This is a genomic window from Psychromonas sp. (assembly GCF_047632995.1).
GTDB lineage: Bacteria > Pseudomonadota > Gammaproteobacteria > Enterobacterales > Psychromonadaceae > Psychromonas.
Window position 1 is genome coordinate 20,805 of the sequence record NZ_JBLIEK010000017.1, and the last position, 19,060, is coordinate 39,864.

Here is a 19,060-nt window from a genome sequence, read left to right on the forward strand (position 1 = left end):
ATTGATAAGGAGGTTAAAATCATTTACTTTCTTTATCCGGATTTTAACTCAAATCGAGTTTACACTATTTCTCTTTTGGAAAAGCATCTATGAAATATATCGGCGCACATGTAAGTGCTGCAGGAGGCGTCTTTAATGCCCCTAAAAATGCATATGACATTGGCGCAACCGCCTTTGCTCTGTTTACAAAAAATCAGCGCCGCTGGGAAGCCAAAGCACTTGATGAAAATACAATCGTTCAATTTAAAGCAGCATGTACCCGCTATAATTTCAGTGCAGAGCAAATATTGCCGCATGACTCCTACCTGATTAATCTCGGCCACCCTGAAAGTGAACCGCTGCAAAAATCCAGAGTTGCATTTATTGATGAGATGCAGCGCTGTCAGCAACTCGGTTTAACGCTGTTAAATTTCCACCCGGGTAGCCACCTTAATAAAATAAACGAGCAGGATTGTTTACTGCGCGTTGCAGAATCAATTAACGAGGCATTAACGCAGACAAGATCGGTTAAGGCCGTTATTGAAAATACGGCAGGCCAAGGCACTAATTTAGGTTACCGTTTTGAGCAGTTGGCCACCATTATTGAACATATTGAAGATAAGCAACGTGTTGGAATCTGCCTTGATACCTGCCACACCTTTGTTTCTGGCTATGATCTGCGCAGCAAGAAGAGCTGTGACGATACATTTAAGGCATTTTCAGATATTGTTGGCTTCGACTATTTAAGTGCCATGCATATCAATGATAGCAAGGTACCTTTTGCAAGCCGCGTCGACAGACACGCCCCATTGGGCGAGGGCGAAATTGGCTGGCCCTGTTTTCAATATATTATGCAGGATCCGCGCTTTGAGCAGATTCCCATGGTGTTAGAGACAACAAATCCTGATATTTGGGCAGAAGAGATCAGACAATTAAAAGAATGGGCGAAATAATCTATAAAAAGTTCTTTTTTATGCTTCCCAAGCAAACAAACTGGCTTTACTATCATTAAAGCCTGTTTATCTTTGAAGTTACCCTCTGTTGAGCATAAAAACAGTCTCCAGCAGGAATAAATAACAAAGATAAACAAGCCATAGTAATCATTTAAAAAAAGGTCGCAAATGTCAATGTTTCAAGCTCTTAAAAATTCAATTCAATCTTACCTTGCCCCTGAGCAATGTGAGTTTATTGAACGAGCCTACAAATTTGCTTATCACGCACACGATGGTATCGCGCGTGCCAGTGGCGAAGCCTATATCACTCATCCTGTCGCTGTCGCTGAAATTCTGGCAGAGATGAAACTTGACCATGAAGCAATTGCAGCCGCGCTACTCCATGATGTGCTTGAAGATACAGATATAACCTATCAAGAAATCTCAGATGCTTTTAATCCCAGCGTGGCTGACTTAGTCGAAGGGGTCACTAAATTAGATAAGGTTAACTTTGAAAATAGGGAACAGGCGCAAGCGGAAAATATTCGTAAAATGCTGATTGCTATGTCCAAAGATTTCCGCGTAATGCTTATTAAACTTGCCGATCGTGTACATAACATGCGCACCCTGGGTTCTCTTCGCCCCGATAAACGCCACCGCATTGCCCAGGAAACCTTTGAAATTTTTGCCCCCATAGCAGATAGACTGGGTCTCCATCACCTTAAAAATGAACTGGAAAAACTCGCTTTTAAGGCACAAAATTCAGCCCGCTATAATGTATTGCATGAGGCGATTAGAAAAGCGCGCGGTAACAGGAAGGATTTTATTCAGGGTATTTGTAATGAAATTCGTGCCAAATTAGACAATATTTCAATTGACGCTGAGGTGACCGGCCGCGAAAAACACCTTTACAGCCTATATCAAAAAATGCGCAAAAAAGGTTGTCAGTTCCATGATGTGATGGATGTTTATGCCTTTAGAATCATAGTAAAAGATCTCGACACCTGCTATCGAGTATTAGGACAGATGCACCACCTGTATCAGCCTAAGCTTGAGTATTTTAAAGACTATATTGCTATTCCCAAATCCAATAGCTACCAGTCATTGCATACGACCTTAATCACCCAACATGGCGTAAATATCGAAATCCAAATCCGCACTGAAGATATGGATGCAGTCGCAAAACAGGGAATCGCAGCACATTGGAGCTACAAAGAGGGCAAAGGAAATTCCAAACTCACTGCGCAACTGCAAACGCGAAACTGGTTCCAAGGGCTTTCTGAAAATGAAACGCCTTCAAGTAACTCTTTGGTCATGTTAGAAAATATCAAGCAAGAGCTGGGCAATAATGAAATTCATGTATTAACCCCACAAGGTAAAATTATAGTTTTACCTGCCCATGCAACACCGATTGATTTTGCCTATGCGCTGCACACAACAATAGGCCACCGCTGCATCAGCGCTACTGTCGATAAAGAGTTTGCCTTGCTCAGTGATAAGCTTGAAAGCGGTCAAACCATTAATATTATCACCTCTGATCAACCACATCCCAATGCCGATTGGCTGAACTTTGTCGCCACTCATAAAGCCCGTAATAGTATTCGCCAGTACCTCAAACAACAGCCTAAAGAAGTCACTATTCCTGAAGGGCGACGTTTATTAAAACTGGCTTTAAATAAAACCAATTTAACCGATATTAAACAAGATAATATTGATAAGGTGATAGCGGATCATCACCTCAATGATTTTAATAGTTTATTACATGAGATTGGCAGCGGAAAATTATTGAGTATTGTGATTGCCCGTCGTTTGCGTGGCAATGCCAATGAGTTAACGGAGTCAGAGCTAAAACAGAGCAACCGCCAAAGTGCCATCAAGGGCGCTGAGGATATGATGCTCTCTTATGCAAACTGCTGCAAACCCTTACCGGGTGACTCAATTGTGGCACGCACCAGCCCGGGCAGAGGTCTGGTAGTACACACCAAACAGTGCCACAATGTTAGCGGTTTCGAGCTTGAGCTAGACAAGTATATTCCCGTAGAGTGGGATATGAACTTTATGAACCAGTACGAATACTCTAGCGATCTCAATATAGTGATGATTAACCATAAAGCAGGGCTAGCTAAGCTGTTTAACATCATCGCCAAAAGTAATGCGAATGTAATGGATTTGCAAACCACAGAACTGCCCGATCATGTTTACGCAATTAATGTCACCTTGACTGTTATTAACCGCATCCACTTATCACGTTTGATGCGGCAAATTAAAAAACTATCTAATGTTAAAAGTGTCAAGCGCGGCAATAAAAAGAAACAGATAAAAGAGGAGCAATAGATGAAATTTATTAACAAAAAGCCGTTTTTTTTAACTGCACTATTTTTATTTGCTTGTAGCGCTGAAACCGCTAACACTATTGAACCTGAAAAAAAAACAATTGAACTGGCACAGATTCAGCAACAATGGGTTTTGGTCGCCATTGATAAGCAAGCAGTAAATACAAAAATAACAAGTACATTAACAATTGCAGCCGGAGCCAAAGCAACGGGAAATCTCGCCTGCAACCATTTTTTTGGTACGTTGGAACTCAAAGATAACAGATTAAGAATAGATAAGATGGCCAGTACACGTAAAATGTGCCAAGGTGAATTGAATGATATTGAACTGGTTGTTTCCAGTATCTTAGGTGACTGGTCTGCAGTATCCTTAAGCGGCAATAAACTTACACTGCTAGGTGCGGCGCATAGCCTGAACTATACAATTCAGCAGTAACCTTTTTATGGCAACTAAATCACCCCGATTGCGTTCTTGCCAACCCCACCAAGCGCGCAAATAATCGTTTTAATATCAGCGGAATAGAATCCGCACCACACTCTTCAACGGCGCTGGCGATCGCCAAACCCAACTCTGGCTTTGAATATTTATGGACCGCTTTCTCAATAACTTTATTCACCGTAAGGTGGGCTAAATCTTTTTCCGTGCAGCTTGCAGCCTCAAGATAGACATGCGCAAAACCATGTTCAAAGAACAGATGTTCAATATCTAACGCGGGTAAAACCGAAAGGCGGTTACCCAAAAAATCCTTGCCTAATAATATATCAGCAACTCGTTGCGCATATTTTTGCCCTGCACTATCCCCATCGGTTAACACATGCCACTCAATATGGAGATCTTGCGCAAGCTTAATTAAGGGATCTAGCCCGCACTGCGCAAATTCTATAATTTGTACCCCTTCTACCAAAAAAGAATAACCGCATAAACGAGCAAGTTCTGATAATAACCAAGTTTCAGTTTCCCCCTCTACCAGCAACCAGCAGCGAGCAAATAGACTCTGTGGTCTATTCATACGCACATGAAAAGCAATTCTGCGCAGATCATTCCCTGAAAAATGTTTAACATTTAACGAATAACTTTTAATTAAGTCAGCATGACGCACTAAACGCTGAATGCGGCTTAATGGAAAAAAAGAGAGAAGCGGACTGGAGTTGGTACAGACCAATTTCTGCATCGGTAATAATGAAAAAAAGCGCCAGGTAATAGCTAAATTAACGGGATGTAAATTATTTTCAGGGCCCTCAAGTAATAAGATAGGGCTAGCCCCGCGGCGCAACAGGTGCTCGCCACGAGTTTCTAAAAATTCCCCAAATATTAATAACAACATCGCCCTATCTCTTTTATGTCCTGTTTTTAAGAGATCATTGAATCGAGTTAATCCCTGAAAAGATAAAGGTCGCTGGGTGTGGATATCATGCTCAAAATCAACCCGGCTATAGTTGACTGTGCCATAACGTTTAAACAGATAATGATCAAAAAGATAGGTTAATGCTTCATATCCACGGCTCATTTCATATTCGGATAACTGTTGTGAAGAGCTAAGCAAACGTTTGAAAATTCGTTTTATTCTTGCTTCACAGCGCTCCCGTTTGCTATAAGCCTCTGATGAGTCAACTTCCTCTCTTTTACTGATTTCACTGCCCATACGCAAAACAGGCACAAAAGAGATAAATTCATTAAGCAGATTCGCTAGCCTCTTTTTACTGAATAATTTTTCATTTCCCTCATTATCCAAAAAATAGCGCCGCGTTATGATCTCGCCAGAGTCGCTAATTTCGCCATCAATTTGCAGATAAATATAACGAAAAGAGTCTTTAGAAGGGTTCCATATTTCAGTGATGTTTTTATATTGGCGCTGCTGAAACTCGCCGCTACACTGCTCTTTAAAAGTAAAAACAAGATGGATCAGTTTGTTACTGCTAATTTCCGGATTCGGGGGTTGATGAAAATCAGTGGCGATGAATTTATAGGTTTTATGAGTACCAGAGAAAAAAAGAGATAACGCATCGAAAAGGCTGGTCTTTCCCCAGCTGTTTTCACCAAGAAAAGCACTCAGCTCTTTGACATTGATCGACAAGCGATTAATACCACGAAATCCGACCACTTCTATTCGAGCTAGTAGCATAATTGCTCCTTAAAAAGGGATAACCTGCGACTAAAAAATCAGAAGCAGATAGCAAGATACAACTTTATGAATTAATGATAAAAACGCAACATAAAAAGATCTTTATCACTTTTATTTTTTATTTTTTATTTTTTTCTAAAAACTGGGTGACAAATGACAAATAGCACTACACTGTATCTACAAAATAAAACTCTACAAATAAGATGATAATTTCCACTAACAGTCAATGATATTTATAAAATCACGTCTTAATCATGGCACAAAAAAACAGGTAAATAGTAAACAATTGCTGGGATTCTGAAACGGGTCGCAGTTAAACTTATTAAAAAAAATGAGGGCTAATATGTCAGATATACATGCACTTAATATTTTACCAAGCCAAGCAGTTATCGATTCAATTGCAACCTATCGCTCAGAGTTTGATAAAGAGACCTTTAATTACACGCAGCTTTTAAGCAGCCTGAAAAAGGCCGTTTATGAGCTCAACTTTAGCTGCAAATATGATAATACCAATTGGATGCGAGAAAAAGGACAGGATTATTTAAACAACCCAAAGTTATTTTCCCATGCACCTTTAATCTACTTGTGCGTTATTTTAGGAGACATATTCAAAACATATGATCTGCCTGAACTGCAAGAACAAATGAGCCCATATATATTAGAGTGCGCATTAACACGACTTCAGTTCTTCAGCTACCATTAATGGTCGCTGAGATAGTTTGCTACTGGTTTTACAGCGATTGTGAATATTCATTAATAATCGCTAAAAATTCAACCCCATATTTATCAAGCTTAACTTGCCCCACACCACTAATATTCAAAAACTGAGCATTGGTAAGGGGCAACAGTTCACTCATCTGCGAAAGAGATACGTCACTAAAAATAATATAGGGAGGTAAATCTTCACGATCTGCAATCTGTTTGCGCAACTGCCGTAAGCGAGCGAACAGTTTATTCTCGGATCCCAAGGATAAAGACCCCCGTTTCTTTTTAGCTTTAACCATTTTCAAACGTGGCACAGCCAGGAGCAAGACCTGTTCAGATCTTAAAATGGGACGGGAGGCTTGCGTTAACTGCAACGCTGACCCTCGAGTTAAATTCTGCATCAATAAACCGCAATGAATCAATTGCCTGATAATACTTAACCAATGTTCAACGGATTGCTCTTTACCAATGGCAAAGGTTGACAGTTTATCGTGCCCTAAACTTTTGACCCGTGCCGTTTGTGCGCCTTTTAAAACCTCGATAACATGGCCCATACCAAAGTACTGCCCGGTACGATAAACACAGGATAGAATCTTTTGCGCATCTTCAGTTGCATCGTAGCTTTTCGGGGGATCTAAACAGATATCGCAGTTACCACATGCTTTATGGCTATATTCTCCGAAGTAATTGAGCAATACCTGACGGCGACAGGTTTGCGCCTCGGCAAAAGCAACCATAGTATTGAGCTTATGCAGCTCGATGCGCAGCTGCTCTTTGTTTTCATTTTTTTCAAGCAAACCACGAATTCTTGCCGGATCAGCAGGATCATAGAAGAGCATCGCCTGTGCGGGTAAACCATCTCTTCCCGCGCGCCCCGTTTCCTGATAATAGGACTCTATATTTTTAGGGATCTCATAATGCACCACAAAACGCACATTCGGTTTATCAATCCCCATTCCAAACGCAACCGTTGCGACGACGATATCAAGCTTGTCTTTAATAAAGAGATCCTGCACCGTTTGCCGCTCTGCAATTGCTAAACCGGCATGATAACAACGCGCCTGCAAACCTTTTGCAGTGAGTTTTTGGCTTAACTCTTCAGTGCGCCGGCGACTGGTACAGTAGATAATGCCACTTTCATTTTTATGCTCGTCTAAATAATGAAACAGCTGCGCCAGGGGACGGTATTTCTCAATCAGTAGATATTCGATATTCGGACGGTCAAAACTATGAATGGCGATCAGCGGATCATTAAACTGTAAACGCGCCAAAATATCGCGCTGTGTTGCATGATCGGCGGTAGCGGTTAAGGCCACCAAAGGGACATTGGGAAAACGCTGTTTTAATTGCCCAAGCAGAGCATATTCAGGTCGAAAATCGTGCCCCCACTGTGAAATACAGTGCGCTTCATCAATCGCAAACAAGTTAACCGGCAGGTTTTCCAGACGTTCAATAAAGTCCGGACGTAATAAGCGCTCCGGTGCGATATAAACAATTTTTAATTGCCCGCTATGCATCTCATTAATAATCTGATTTTGCTGCGCATAGGAGAGGCTGGAATTAAGATAGGCAGCAGCAACGCCACAGGCACAGAGCGCATCAACTTGATCTTTCATTAATGAAATAAGCGGCGAAATAACAAAACAGATACCGGGACGCAGCAAGGCTGGAATTTGAAAACAGAGGCTTTTACCACCGCCCGTTGGCATTACCACCAAGGCATCATTACCGGCGCAAAGCTGGTTGATAATCGGCTCTTGTCCTTCTCTAAACGTGCTGTATCCAAACACATCAAACAGAAGCTGTTGCGCGTTGAGGCAAGGTTGTTGATTCACTATACTTCTGCCTAAATTAATATAACCCTAAACTACTTGAAGATGCAGATTGTGCATCTTCACCTAGCTTGGGTCTAATGATTTTAAAGTCTGTATTGTAAGCCAGACAGGTGAAAAATTCAGCCTAATACGCAACACATTTGATTCTGACATGTCTGTCGCATCTTTTTTTGTTGAGAATAGATGCGCTATAAAGCGGCGAAATCTCGACTAAAAAGATCCACTTTTGCCCAGTCAGTCAACTCGATATCTACTGTTGTGTCTGTGCTGCCACCCGTCATTTTCATAATCAGCTGGATAATCAGTGTTTGCCACCAGTTATAACGCGAATATAACAGAGCCCCTGCAAACACCCCTTTTAGCCGCGGTTGCCATAAAGATAATTGATCAAACTTGGTCATATAAGCATTGTTTTCCGGATTTGCTTTTTCAGGCTTGCGCGCCGTTAAACAAACCAAAAAGAAAGCATTGGGCAGCTGGTCGAGTTGTATTTTATGTTTATTGACAAATTTCAGCAGACTTTTACGGAAATTTCCGTAACGAATCGACGCACCGATCAGTACTTTATCATATTCACTAAAGTCGATATCCACTGGCTGTTCGACATTAAACAGAGTGATCTCGTCCTCTATCTGCGCTGTAATTCTTTCTATTATTTTTAACGTTTGCCCATCAACAGATGAGTATAAGACGAGCGTTTTAATTGTCATTTTTAATTTTCTCACAAACAGGAATAAACAAAACGAGTAAAGCTAGCGAACAAGATGGTAATAATTACAATCCATTTAGATGTTTTTTGCTTTAGTTGACTTCAATAGCAATCTTTTTGGCAGAAACTGCGCCTTGTGTCAGCGCTTGCAGCTGCTCAGTAAACTGCTTGGTAAACTGCAAATCCACCGCAATAACGGCATCGACCGACTGCAAATAGGTTACCTGCACAATTCGTCCGGAGTGATCTGCTAACATCCCCTCTATCGCTGCCATTTGAGCATAATCACAGTGCAATTGATATTGTTGATAAAAGCGTTTTTCAGTTGTTTGCATCTGCTTGACTAATTGCTGTATTCCATTGGAGTAAGCACGCACTAACCCGCCTGTGCCGAGTTTTATTCCGCCGGAATAGCGTACCACCACTGCCATAAGCTCACCAAGGTGCGTACCCTGTAAAATAGCCAGCATAGGTTTCCCTGCGCAGCCTTTGGGCTCACCATCATCACTACAACCTATATTGACACAATCGTGAGGGCTAGCTGCAATATAAGCCCAACAATGATGACCGGCATCTCTATGCAACGTTTTTATTGATTGCAGATACTCTAATGCCTGTTGCTTGCCTTCAACATGCGCCAGATAGGTAATAAAACGGCTTTTTTTGATCTCTTCTTCAAAAGAGAGATTAGCCTGTAAAATAGGATAAGGCTCAGTCACAAAGATTCCATAAAAAATCACACCCTTTAGCAAACAAAATAAAAACCTGTACCGGCTTGCCGCCGATCAATTTGCACAATCATAACCTGCAGCCTGCCACGCTAAAAACCCACCAGCAACTGAATAAACATCTTTAAAGCCCATCATCTGCAGGGAAAATGCAGATAACACAGAGCGCGCACCAGAACGGCAGAGCAAATAGATGGGCTGCTCAGCTAACAATTCAACGTTCGAAAAACGCTCGGTGATGCGCTTATGAGTATTAATCTGCATCTCCAGAATACCACGAGGAATAAGCAGTGTATCAGCAATGGAGCCGGCATCGGTTTCCGCCACTTCACGGATATCGATAACAATCGCCTGCGGGTTTTGCTGCATAATTGCTTTTAATTGTGCAACGTCTAACTCTTGTACTTGCGATCTAAGTGACTCAACAAGCGCTCTACCATTCATAACCATCTGCTTACCCTCTTTGTTTTAAAATAATTTCAACGCGCATGGTCAACAAGCGCTAACAATAGTTGTTGCTGATCGGGCCGTACACCATCAGGGTATAAGGCGCGCAAGGTTTGCAGAAATAGGAGCAAACTTTTTTCATCAAAAGGGTCAATAACTGCTGGTTGTAACTGCGCTTTATATAGCAAAACAAGACGATTTCCATCCCAATCCCGGCAATTTTCTTGTTCGCTCAAAAGCAGGAAAAGCTGCTGATAACGTGAAAATGTTTCCTGTAAATGACCGATAAAGAGGTTTAATAACAGCTCATCGCTTATCAAATACAGACCATGTTCAACGCTAAACAGACCTATCTGTTGTAATTGCTTGACCCCTTCTGCCATTAAACTGTTTAGATCCTGGTTATTATTTAAAAAATATTCAGTCTCTAGCAACGGATATATTTTAGCAGCATAACAGGTGATATTGGCAAAGGTGAAGGGTTCATTTTGCCGTAAAAGATAACGTGCTGTGCTGCACAGTAAACCGGGCAGGGCAAAAAGATGAATGATATTGTTGCGGTAATAGCCCAGCTGCATCGCCTCTACTTGCGAGCAGAAAACCACACCATCAGACTCGCTAAATTTTTTTAAAATCAGCGCCTGCTGATAAATATCAGCAGCATTGCCCTGCGCATAGGTCAGCAAACTATTTTTCTTGAGTAACGCCAGCAGCTGCTGATGCTTAATTATCTGCTCAAGAAATAGCGTTTTTTGCACGCAGCGGTTTTTACTGGCCAGCAAGATCGCCGCACACAAAGGCAGAGCGTTAACTGCGCTGGCCGAATTAATAGCCACCATCACATTATAAGCGACTTGATCTACCTGCTTTTTAAACTGTAGCGGCTCAATCCCGGATTGTTGCCAGTTCGGCGCTTCACTGTCAAAATAGTGTTTAATATTAATCGGCTCAGCAAAATTAACAAAAACACGCCCAAAGTTACCCAGTTTTTTTACAATCCCTAAAACGTGCCAAAAACTTTCTTTCTCCTTTTTCTGTCCGGCCAACTCTTTAGTGTAAGTGGCTACCTCCATAATATGGTCGTAACCGATATAGACAGGCACCAGCAAAACATTACGTTCCGGCTGATTTAAATAGGTCCGCAGAGCGGTCGCCAGCAAACCCGTTTTCGGTGGCTGTAAACGCCCGGTTCGACTGCGTCCGCCCTCAGTGAAAAATTCAATCGGATAACCCTGCTTAAATAAGAACGCAAAATAGGCATTAAAGACTTGCGCATAAAGAGGTGACTCTTTAAACGTGCGGCGTAAAAAGAACGCACCAGAGCGCCGGAAAATAGCTCCAGCAGGAAAAAAGTTAAGATTTACTCCCGCGGCAACATGGGCAGGCGTTAACCCTTGCTCGAATAAAACAGATGAAAGTAACAGATAATCCATATGGCTGCGATGACATGGCATATAGATAATTTCTGCGCCGCTTTGACACGCCTGGCGAACAGCTTGTGCATGATGCACTTCAATACCTTGGTAGATATGATTCCATACCCAGCCTAATATTTTACGAAATAGACGTAACCAGGGATAAGAGAAGTTTGCGCTGATCTCTTGCAAATAGCCGCGGCACTGCGATTCAATGAGCGCTTCACTACGCTGCTCAATTTCGGCCCGCTCTTTGATCAGCTGCCGTAAACTCGGCTGCGCTAAAATAGCGTTAATCATCTCTTTTCTATTGACTAATTTGGGGCCGACACTGCTGCGTTTTTGCTGAGTAAAATAACGGTTCGCCACTTTTGCCAGTTTATGCGCTAAGTGCTGCGCTGATTCCGATTTATGACGCTGGCATAACCGTGCAATTGAAATCGGCGGGTTAAAGCGCAGCAGATGATCTTTACCGTTTTTCAGCACCACCAGCGACTTATGCAGTGCACCGACGCGGCGCTGATCGAGCAGATCAAACCAGGCGCTTTTACCCTGCTTACCCGGATCTCTTCCCCAATAAAATGTCACCGGCACTAACTGAATATCTAAACTTGGATCCGCTTTATGTAAAGTGAGTAGCTGCTGATACTGCCTTATGTAGCGAGCATCTGGATTTTGCTCGCTTTTATGCTGCGTTGAGAAAAGCGACCAATCATCAATAAAAATAGTGGCGCTCAAGCTTTGACCGTTCACTTTGAGTGTACGATAGGGATCAGGCAAGCCCGCCTTTAAACAACTTGACTGCAATCCCAGTAAATCAGTTGCGCTATTTTGCTCGACAAGATAAATAATTGGCCGATCCAGATCCAGTTGCAATTCGGCTCTCGGCTGCACAGGCACATAATGACTGCGGACCCAATATTTATTAATTAAACGGGAAAAAAGCGAACCTTTTGCTAACACAATACAACCTTAATCACTGGCTAAGAGAAAATTCAAAAGATAAGGAATATTAACATATAAAAAGTGCACAACTATCTCGATAGTAGCAGCGCCATTTTAAATGGCAGCTTATATGCAATAAATAATTAAGGTTATTAAAAAATTCACCGCATAGACAGTGATCTTAGCAGCGCATTTTGCTAAAATAACTAACTGACTAAAACTACCAACAGGTTCAACTTTCCATGGAAAAAAACACGGGATTAAAACGCATTATTCTTGCCACAGGTTATTCAATACAAGGGTTAAAAAGTGCCTTTAAACATGAAGCAGCCTTTCGCCAAGAGTTATTATTAGCGGCGATTCTAATTCCACTTGCCTGTTATTTAGAGGTATCTCAAATCCAGCGGATTTTAATGATTGCACCTGTTGTTTTAGTTGTGATTATTGAGATTATTAACTCCGCAATTGAAGCCGTCGTTGACCGAATTGGCAGTGAGCTGCATGAATTATCCGGACGGGCCAAAGATATGGGCTCCGCTGCAGTATTAATCGCCTTGATTCTAACCGCGTATATTTGGATTGAAATCCTTTTTTTATAAGCATCATTAACAGAGCTAGGATTATCCCATGGCAAATAAACCCTATTCAGCACCAAAAAACAAAACCATCGCTTCAATTAAAACTGTGCCTCACTCCTTTGAAGCTGAACAAGCAATTATCGGCGGTTTACTATTAAATAATGATGCATGGAATGATGTTGCTGAACGGGTGGTCGATCGTGACTTTTATCACCGTGCACATCGACAAATTTTTGCCACCATTGAACAGCTCAGCAGTGAAGATATTCCGGTTGATTTAGTAACCCTTTCTGAACATCTTGACAATAAACAGGAGCTGGAAGGAATTGGTGGTATCGCCTATCTGGCCGAGCTTTTACAAAACACCCCAAGTGCCGCCAATATTAATAACTACTCGGATATCGTCCGTGAACGCGCCGTTGTTCGAGAGTTAATTGCAGTCGCCAATGAAATTGCCGAAGCGGGTTATGAGACAGAAGGACGAGATAGCGCTGAACTGCTTGATTTTGCTGAAACCCGCGTATTCCAAATAGCTGAAGCACGCAGTAATAAAAGTGAAGGCCCGCTGGCGATTAAGGATATTCTAAAAGCAACCGTCGCTAAAATTGATGATCTGTGCAAAAACCCGCGTGACGGTGTGACCGGTTTATCTTCGGGTTACAATGATTTAGATCAGATGACCACAGGTTTCCAACCCGGTGATTTGATTATTGTCGCGGCCCGTCCGTCAATGGGTAAAACCACCTTTGCGATGAATCTGGCAGAGCATGCGGCGCTTAATTCAGATAAGCCGACGGTTATCTTTTCACTGGAGATGCCCGCAGAGCAAATTATGAATCGTATGCTGGCATCGCTGGGGCGTATTGATCAGGGGAAAATCCGTACCGGTCAGCTTGATGAAAACGACTGGGCATCCCTCTCATCCACTATGTCTATTTTATTAAACCAAGGGAATATGTTTATTGATGACAGCTCAGGTCTGACGCCTACTGAGTTGCGCTCCCGTGCCCGCCGAATCGCGCGAGATCACGGTGGGATCAGCATGATTATGGTCGATTACCTGCAGCTGATGCGTGTTCCCTCTTTAAGTGAAAATCGCACCTTAGAAATTTCAGAAATATCCCGCTCATTAAAAGCATTGGCAAAAGAGTTACGCTGCCCAGTTATCGCACTTTCACAGCTCAACCGTGGCCTTGAGCAACGCGCCGATAAACGCCCGATTAACTCGGATCTACGTGAATCGGGTGCGATTGAGCAAGATGCCGATCTGATTATGTTTATCTATCGCGATGAAATCTATCACGAGGACAGCAATGATAAGGGGATTGCTGAAATAATTATCGGTAAACAGCGTAATGGACCGATAGGAAAAATACGTTTAACTTTCCAAGGCCGTTATTCCCGATTTGATGATTACACCGGCGCCGCATATAATAGTGAGGACTAAATCATGCTGACACGTCTAGAATAAGTGGATTCCAAATACAGAAAAATACGGTTAACTTTCCAAGGCCGTTATTCCCGATTTGATGATTATACCGGCGCCGCATATAATAGTGAGGACTAAATCATGCTGACACTTCTAGAATAAGTGGATTCCAAATACAGAAAAATACGGTTAACTTTCCAAGGCCGTTATTCCCGATTTGATGATTATACTGGCGCCGCATATAATAGTGAGGACTAAATCATGCTGACACGTCTAGAATAAGTGGATTCCAAATACAGAAAAATACGGTTAACTTTCCAAGGCCGTTATTCCCGATTTGATGATTATACTGGCGCCGCATATAATAGTGAGGACCTTTTGATAATGATAAGTAGAGTTTTTTAATGAATATCACATACGCAGTTATCAACTTAAATGCCTTGCAGCAAAACCTTAATGTGCTGCAAAAAACAGCACCACAGAGCAGAGTGCTCGCCGTGGTGAAAGCCAACGCTTATGGCCATGGTATAGTCAAAGTGGCGCAAACATTAAAGGATGTCTATGCCTTCGGTGTGGCACGTCTCAATGAAGCATTACTGTTACGCGATGCCGGCATAACAAAGCAGATCGTGCTACTGGAAGGTTTTTTTAACAGCAGTGAACTGCAGGCTTTGGTGGAACAAGATTTTCAGCCGGTGATTCATTCACAGCAGCAGGTCGATGCACTTTTAAACGCCGATTTAGCCAAACCACTGCAAATTTGGCTGAAGCTTGATACTGGGATGCACCGTTTAGGTTTTCTCCCAGAACAGTTTGATGCGGTTTATCTACAGCTGCAAAACTGCAAAAACGTACAGAAACCGATCAACTTAATGACCCACTTTAACTGTGCTGATCAACTGGACAACCCCGTTACGGAATTACAAATTGCGCTGTTTAAAAAGCATATCAAAGAGAGCAGCGGCTTAAATTCACTGGCCAGCTCAGCCGCAACCCTTGCCTGGCCGAACGCACATTACGATATAATCCGCCCGGGTATTGCGCTATATGGCATTTCACCTTTTAGCGAGAAAAGTGCCGCTGATTTCCAATTAACGCCGGTGATGACCTTAAAATCGCGCTTGATTGCAGTGCATGATCATAAAGCCGGAGAAAGTGTCGGTTATGGCGCAAGCTGGACTGCAGCAGAGGATACCAAATTAGGCGTAGTTGCTATCGGCTATGGTGATGGTTATCCGCGCATGGCTCCACAAGGTACGCCCGTCTTGGTCAATGGCCGGTTAGTACCGATTGTCGGGCGTGTATCGATGGATATGTTAACGGTTGATTTAGGTATAGACAGTTCAGACTGTGTTGACGATGCTGTCACGCTCTGGGGGGATGGATTACCTGCGGAGCAGGTGGCCGAGCATATAGGCACTATCGCTTATGAGTTAGTCACCAAATTGACTGCCCGTGTTGACTTGCAGTACCGCGAATAATTTTCAACTGATGAGCGCTCTTTTTCAGGCAACACAAGCCAAACTGTTTCTCTATAAGATCCCTTTTACCTGCCCGCTTACCTTTAACGGGCAGAGAATCTCCCTGCGCAAGGGACTTATTTTACAACTGCAAGATAAGCAGGGTCGCTGCAGCTTTGGCGAAATAGCCCCCTTGCCCGGTTTTAGCAGTGAGAATTTAGCACAGGCAACAGCGCAAATAATCACGTTATTAGAAGAAGGGATCAGTGTATTAAATCAGCAATCTGGGCTTTATCCCAGTGTGCAGTTTGCTTTAGATAACGCCCTGCAGCATACCCCTCTTACAAAAACCTTTGCCGATAGCGATATTATCCCGCTCTTACAAGGGGATAATAGCGATCTTATCAAGGAGTATCTGAGCTTAAATAAACCGCCCCTTATTAAGCTCAAAGTCGCGAGACAGAGCGTGCAACAAGATATTTTATTATTTAAAAAGTTAACCGCCCTTAATCCACTTTTGGCAATTCGCTGCGATGCCAATCAAGGCTGGGAAACCGAGCAGGCGAGCCGCTTTTTTAGCCAGATTAATACGCAGCAGCTCGATTATATCGAAGAGCCAACGCCCTCTTTTCGCGATAATCTACAACTGGCGCAGCGCTATCAGATAGGCCTGGCGCTTGATGAAACTCTGCAGCAAGCCGATTTTTGCTTTCAAGAGAGCAAACAGATCAAAGCGCTGATTTTAAAACCGACGTTAATCGGCTCATTAAGTAGAGTGCAATATTTTATCAATATTGCCAGTCAACAGCAGTTACAGGTCAGTATCAGCTCCTCCTTTGAGTCAATTATCGGTTTATTACAACTTGCCTACCTGGCAGATAGTTATAAAAAAGAGGCATCAGTCTCACTAGGGCTGGATACCTTGAAGTATTTTCAGCCCGCTTTATTAACAGATAAGAATCGGATTGAGCAGGATCTGCAGAGACTGGAGTGTTTATGGCGCAGCCACTAAATTACTGTCCGATCCGTTTTCAAGCGATCATCCAACCAGAGCAGATAGCGATTAAAGATGAACAACATTCGCTGACATTTAAGCTGCTGGATGGGCGCATAAATTCACTGGAAAAACAGTTGCGCTTACAGGGAATAAAAACAGGCGATCGCTTAGTCTGCATTGCCCCCAACTCGGTTAACCTCATTCTCCTACAGCTTACCTGCCTGCGTAGCGGGATTATTTTTTGTCCGCTCAACCCGCGTTTTAGCGATCCGGAAATAACCTCTCGTGTGGCAATACTTAATAGTGAATTTATCTATTTAGCGCCGACCCAATCACGATTAGGGTTAACCAGTTTGCCATTAAATTTCACTGTAGATGACACTCTGGAGATTAATAATTCGCAGTTAAACATCGATCCCCTGCAGGTCATTAATATAATTTTCACCTCCGGAAGCAGTGGTCAAGCGAAAGCGGCGATGCATAATTTTAGTAACCACTATTACAGCGCATTAGGCTCGCAAGAAGTCATTCCCCTGCAACGCGGCGATAAAAATTTATTATCTTTGCCCCTGTTTCATATTAGCGGTTATGCCGCAGTACTCCGGACCTTACTTGCAGGGGCAACAGTGGTACTCAGTGATAGCCAATTAACTGCCGAACAGCTTAAAAAGCTGAACATTACCCACCTATCTTTAGTCAACACGCAACTTTCCCGTTTATTAGAAAACAGCGAATTTAAGCAAAGAAACTTGCCCATTAAACATCTCCTGCTCGGTGGCAGCGCCTTTTCACAGCGACTATTAAAGGAGACAGAGCAGCGTGGCTTTAACTATCATTTAAGTTATGGCTTAACTGAAATGAGCTCCCAAGTTGCGACTTCAAGCAATAACTCGAGCCTGTTTATATTAAAATATAGAGAGCTGAAGATAATAAAAGGGGAGATTTTCCTGCGCGGCAAAACACGCTTTGCAGGTTACTTTAATGGTGTCATGGCGGATAGTTTGCTGCCTGAAAAGCAGTGGTTTGCCAGTAAAGATCTCGGCAAAAAGGTTGGCAATAGATTACAAATCATCGGCAGGAAGGATCGACAGTTTATCTGTGGCGGTGAAAATATCCAACCCGAGGAGATTGAATCTCTGTTGTTGGCGTTTCCTGGCGTAAAGCAGGCCTACGTCGTGGCAATTAACGACGCTGCTTTTGGGAAACGTCCCGTTGCATTTATTGATTGCTTAGATGAAGCGCCACTGCAAACAGCGCTCGATAATTACCTCAAGGGTAAACTCAGCCGCTATAAGCGGCCAATTCACTATTTTGCACTGCCAGCCCAATCAGCCATCAAGGTCTCATTAAAAAATTTACAGCAACTGGCGCAGAAGCGCGCTGATAAAATTATCTGTTCCGCAAAATAAAAAAATACCAGACAAAATAGGCATTTATTAGATAATTCGGTAGAATCTTTCTATTCTTTTAGACCAGATCGAGCATTTATGGACCAATACAAACTGAAAGTCAGCTTCTGCCATCCCAAATACTGGCTCGCTTGGGCGGGTATTTTTACGCTATTTGTAACCTCTTTATTACCTTACGGTGTTTTACTTTTTATCGGCAGGCAACTCGGTCGTATCTCCTACCACATTGTAAAATCGAGACGCGAAATTGCACGACGTAATATTGAATTATGTTTTCCAACATTATCACAAGCCGAAGTAGATAAAAAAGTACGCCTAAATTTTGAAAACAGCGGTATTGCCTTATTAGAGATGGGCATGGCCTGGTTTTGGCCAAGCTGGCGTGTTCGCGGTTTATTAAAAATAACCGGCATAGAGCATCTTCAAGGTGCACAAGAGAAGGGTCAGGGTATTATTTTTCTCGGCGCACATTTCTTAACGCTAGAGATGGGGGCGCGTGCATTAGGTTTAGTACAACCTTGCTGTGCAGTTTACCGTAAACATTCCAATGCGCTGCTCGACTACTGGTTTTACTGGGGACGGATGCGGGAACATAACGCGATGCTGGATCGCAAAGATTTTAAAGCTATGTTACGTACCTTGAAAAAGGGGGAAGCGCTCTGGTATGCCCCGGATCATGATTACGGCAGCCATAAAAGCAGTGTCTTCGCACCCTTCTTTGAAATAAAAGAGGCCAATACGGTGGCGGGTACCAGTACCCTTGCACGCGTTAAAAACAGTTGTGTTATTCCTGTTTTTTTAAAACGTCTGCCTGCTGAGGCCGGATATGAACTAGTTTTTTATCCTAAACTTGAGGACTTTCCGACACAAGATCTGCAAGTAGATACACAGCGCACTAACCAGCAGATTGAGAAGATGGTACGCGAATGCGATGATCAGTATATGTGGATGCATCGACGCTTTAAAACACGTCCTGAGGGCGAGAAAAGCCTCTATTAGTAATAAAAACAGCCAAATTACTTAAAGATGCATCTTG

Annotated in this window: 16 protein-coding genes; 10 read left to right on the plus strand and 6 right to left on the minus strand. The window is 42.7% G+C overall.

Annotation, left to right across the window (positions count from 1 at the left end; genetic code table 11):
- Window positions 1–89 precede the first annotated feature (89 nt).
- The 3 genes from nfo (at window position 90) to ACJAT7_RS04980 (ending at window position 3,680) form a co-directional block, all read left to right on the plus strand.
- Window positions 90–932 (plus strand): deoxyribonuclease IV, encoded by an 843-nt coding sequence (gene nfo / locus ACJAT7_RS04970; RefSeq protein WP_415225696.1) that lies wholly within the window; start codon window positions 90–92, stop codon window positions 930–932.
- A 168-nt stretch (window positions 933–1,100) separates the two neighbouring features.
- Complete coding sequence (locus tag ACJAT7_RS04975) at window positions 1,101–3,245, plus strand: RelA/SpoT family protein (protein ID WP_415225697.1); 2,145 nt, start codon at window positions 1,101–1,103, stop codon at window positions 3,243–3,245.
- Complete coding sequence (locus ACJAT7_RS04980) at window positions 3,246–3,680, plus strand: META domain-containing protein (RefSeq protein WP_415225698.1); 435 nt, start codon at window positions 3,246–3,248, stop codon at window positions 3,678–3,680. It begins immediately after the preceding gene.
- 19 nt (window positions 3,681–3,699) lie between these two features.
- Here ACJAT7_RS04980 and ACJAT7_RS04985 read toward each other — a convergent pair whose 3' ends face one another.
- A complete protein-coding gene (locus ACJAT7_RS04985; protein WP_415225699.1) occupies window positions 3,700–5,367 on the minus strand; it encodes a DUF2813 domain-containing protein in 1,668 nt (555 codons plus the stop codon).
- A 343-nt stretch (window positions 5,368–5,710) separates the two neighbouring features.
- On the opposite strand from ACJAT7_RS04985, the gene ACJAT7_RS04990 reads away from it, so the two are divergent.
- Window positions 5,711–6,070: a hypothetical protein gene (locus ACJAT7_RS04990; protein ID WP_415225700.1), complete on the plus strand. Its 360-nt coding sequence runs from the start codon at window positions 5,711–5,713 to the stop codon at window positions 6,068–6,070.
- Between the two features lie 28 nt (window positions 6,071–6,098).
- Here ACJAT7_RS04990 and recQ read toward each other — a convergent pair whose 3' ends face one another.
- From recQ to plsB, 5 genes are all read right to left on the minus strand, one after another.
- A complete protein-coding gene (gene recQ / locus ACJAT7_RS04995; RefSeq protein ID WP_415225701.1) occupies window positions 6,099–7,907 on the minus strand; it encodes a DNA helicase RecQ in 1,809 nt (602 codons plus the stop codon).
- Between the two features lie 188 nt (window positions 7,908–8,095).
- Window positions 8,096–8,617 (minus strand): menaquinone-dependent protoporphyrinogen IX dehydrogenase, encoded by a 522-nt coding sequence (hemG, locus tag ACJAT7_RS05000; RefSeq protein ID WP_415225702.1) that lies wholly within the window; start codon window positions 8,615–8,617, stop codon window positions 8,096–8,098.
- A 91-nt stretch (window positions 8,618–8,708) separates the two neighbouring features.
- A complete protein-coding gene (locus ACJAT7_RS05005) occupies window positions 8,709–9,335 on the minus strand; it encodes a YigZ family protein (protein WP_415225703.1) in 627 nt (208 codons plus the stop codon).
- A gap of 66 nt (window positions 9,336–9,401) precedes the next feature.
- Window positions 9,402–9,788, minus strand: a complete 387-nt coding sequence (locus ACJAT7_RS05010) for a rhodanese-like domain-containing protein (RefSeq protein WP_415225704.1) — start codon at window positions 9,786–9,788, stop codon at window positions 9,402–9,404.
- Between the two features lie 35 nt (window positions 9,789–9,823).
- Window positions 9,824–12,169, minus strand: a complete 2,346-nt coding sequence (plsB, locus tag ACJAT7_RS05015) for a glycerol-3-phosphate 1-O-acyltransferase PlsB (protein ID WP_415225705.1) — start codon at window positions 12,167–12,169, stop codon at window positions 9,824–9,826.
- Window positions 12,170–12,393: 224 nt separating this feature from the next.
- On the opposite strand from plsB, the gene ACJAT7_RS05020 reads away from it, so the two are divergent.
- From ACJAT7_RS05020 to lpxL, 6 genes are all read left to right on the plus strand, one after another.
- Complete coding sequence (locus ACJAT7_RS05020) at window positions 12,394–12,750, plus strand: diacylglycerol kinase (RefSeq protein ID WP_415225706.1); 357 nt, start codon at window positions 12,394–12,396, stop codon at window positions 12,748–12,750.
- A gap of 28 nt (window positions 12,751–12,778) precedes the next feature.
- Window positions 12,779–14,176, plus strand: a complete 1,398-nt coding sequence (gene dnaB, locus ACJAT7_RS05025) for a replicative DNA helicase (protein ID WP_415225707.1) — start codon at window positions 12,779–12,781, stop codon at window positions 14,174–14,176.
- Between the two features lie 386 nt (window positions 14,177–14,562).
- Entirely contained in the window at window positions 14,563–15,639 is a 1,077-nt protein-coding gene (gene alr / locus ACJAT7_RS05030) for an alanine racemase (RefSeq protein WP_415225708.1), read from the plus strand.
- Window positions 15,640–15,649: 10 nt separating this feature from the next.
- Entirely contained in the window at window positions 15,650–16,630 is a 981-nt protein-coding gene (menC, locus tag ACJAT7_RS05035) for an o-succinylbenzoate synthase (RefSeq protein ID WP_415225709.1), read from the plus strand.
- Window positions 16,615–18,024, plus strand: coding sequence for an o-succinylbenzoate--CoA ligase (menE, locus tag ACJAT7_RS05040; RefSeq protein WP_415225710.1), 1,410 nt, complete (start codon window positions 16,615–16,617; stop codon window positions 18,022–18,024). Before menC ends, menE begins: the two co-directional genes overlap by 16 nt.
- 78 nt (window positions 18,025–18,102) lie before the next feature.
- Complete coding sequence (gene lpxL / locus ACJAT7_RS05045) at window positions 18,103–19,023, plus strand: LpxL/LpxP family Kdo(2)-lipid IV(A) lauroyl/palmitoleoyl acyltransferase (protein ID WP_415225711.1); 921 nt, start codon at window positions 18,103–18,105, stop codon at window positions 19,021–19,023.
- The last annotated feature ends 37 nt before the right edge of the window (window positions 19,024–19,060 follow it).

Coding starts and splice junctions, on each gene's coding strand:
- nfo (WP_415225696.1), top strand. CDS start 90: ATGAAATATATCGGCGCACATGTAAGTGCTGCAGGAGGCGTCTTTAAT.
- ACJAT7_RS04975 (WP_415225697.1), top strand. CDS start 1,101: ATGTCAATGTTTCAAGCTCTTAAAAATTCAATTCAATCTTACCTTGCC.
- ACJAT7_RS04980 (WP_415225698.1), top strand. CDS start 3,246: ATGAAATTTATTAACAAAAAGCCGTTTTTTTTAACTGCACTATTTTTA.
- ACJAT7_RS04985 (WP_415225699.1), bottom strand. CDS start 5,367: ATGCTACTAGCTCGAATAGAAGTGGTCGGATTTCGTGGTATTAATCGC.
- ACJAT7_RS04990 (WP_415225700.1), top strand. CDS start 5,711: ATGTCAGATATACATGCACTTAATATTTTACCAAGCCAAGCAGTTATC.
- hemG (WP_415225702.1), bottom strand. CDS start 8,617: ATGACAATTAAAACGCTCGTCTTATACTCATCTGTTGATGGGCAAACG.
- ACJAT7_RS05010 (WP_415225704.1), bottom strand. CDS start 9,788: ATGAATGGTAGAGCGCTTGTTGAGTCACTTAGATCGCAAGTACAAGAG.
- ACJAT7_RS05020 (WP_415225706.1), top strand. CDS start 12,394: ATGGAAAAAAACACGGGATTAAAACGCATTATTCTTGCCACAGGTTAT.
- dnaB (WP_415225707.1), top strand. CDS start 12,779: ATGGCAAATAAACCCTATTCAGCACCAAAAAACAAAACCATCGCTTCA.
- alr (WP_415225708.1), top strand. CDS start 14,563: ATGAATATCACATACGCAGTTATCAACTTAAATGCCTTGCAGCAAAAC.
- menC (WP_415225709.1), top strand. CDS start 15,650: ATGAGCGCTCTTTTTCAGGCAACACAAGCCAAACTGTTTCTCTATAAG.
- menE (WP_415225710.1), top strand. CDS start 16,615: ATGGCGCAGCCACTAAATTACTGTCCGATCCGTTTTCAAGCGATCATC.
- lpxL (WP_415225711.1), top strand. CDS start 18,103: ATGGACCAATACAAACTGAAAGTCAGCTTCTGCCATCCCAAATACTGG.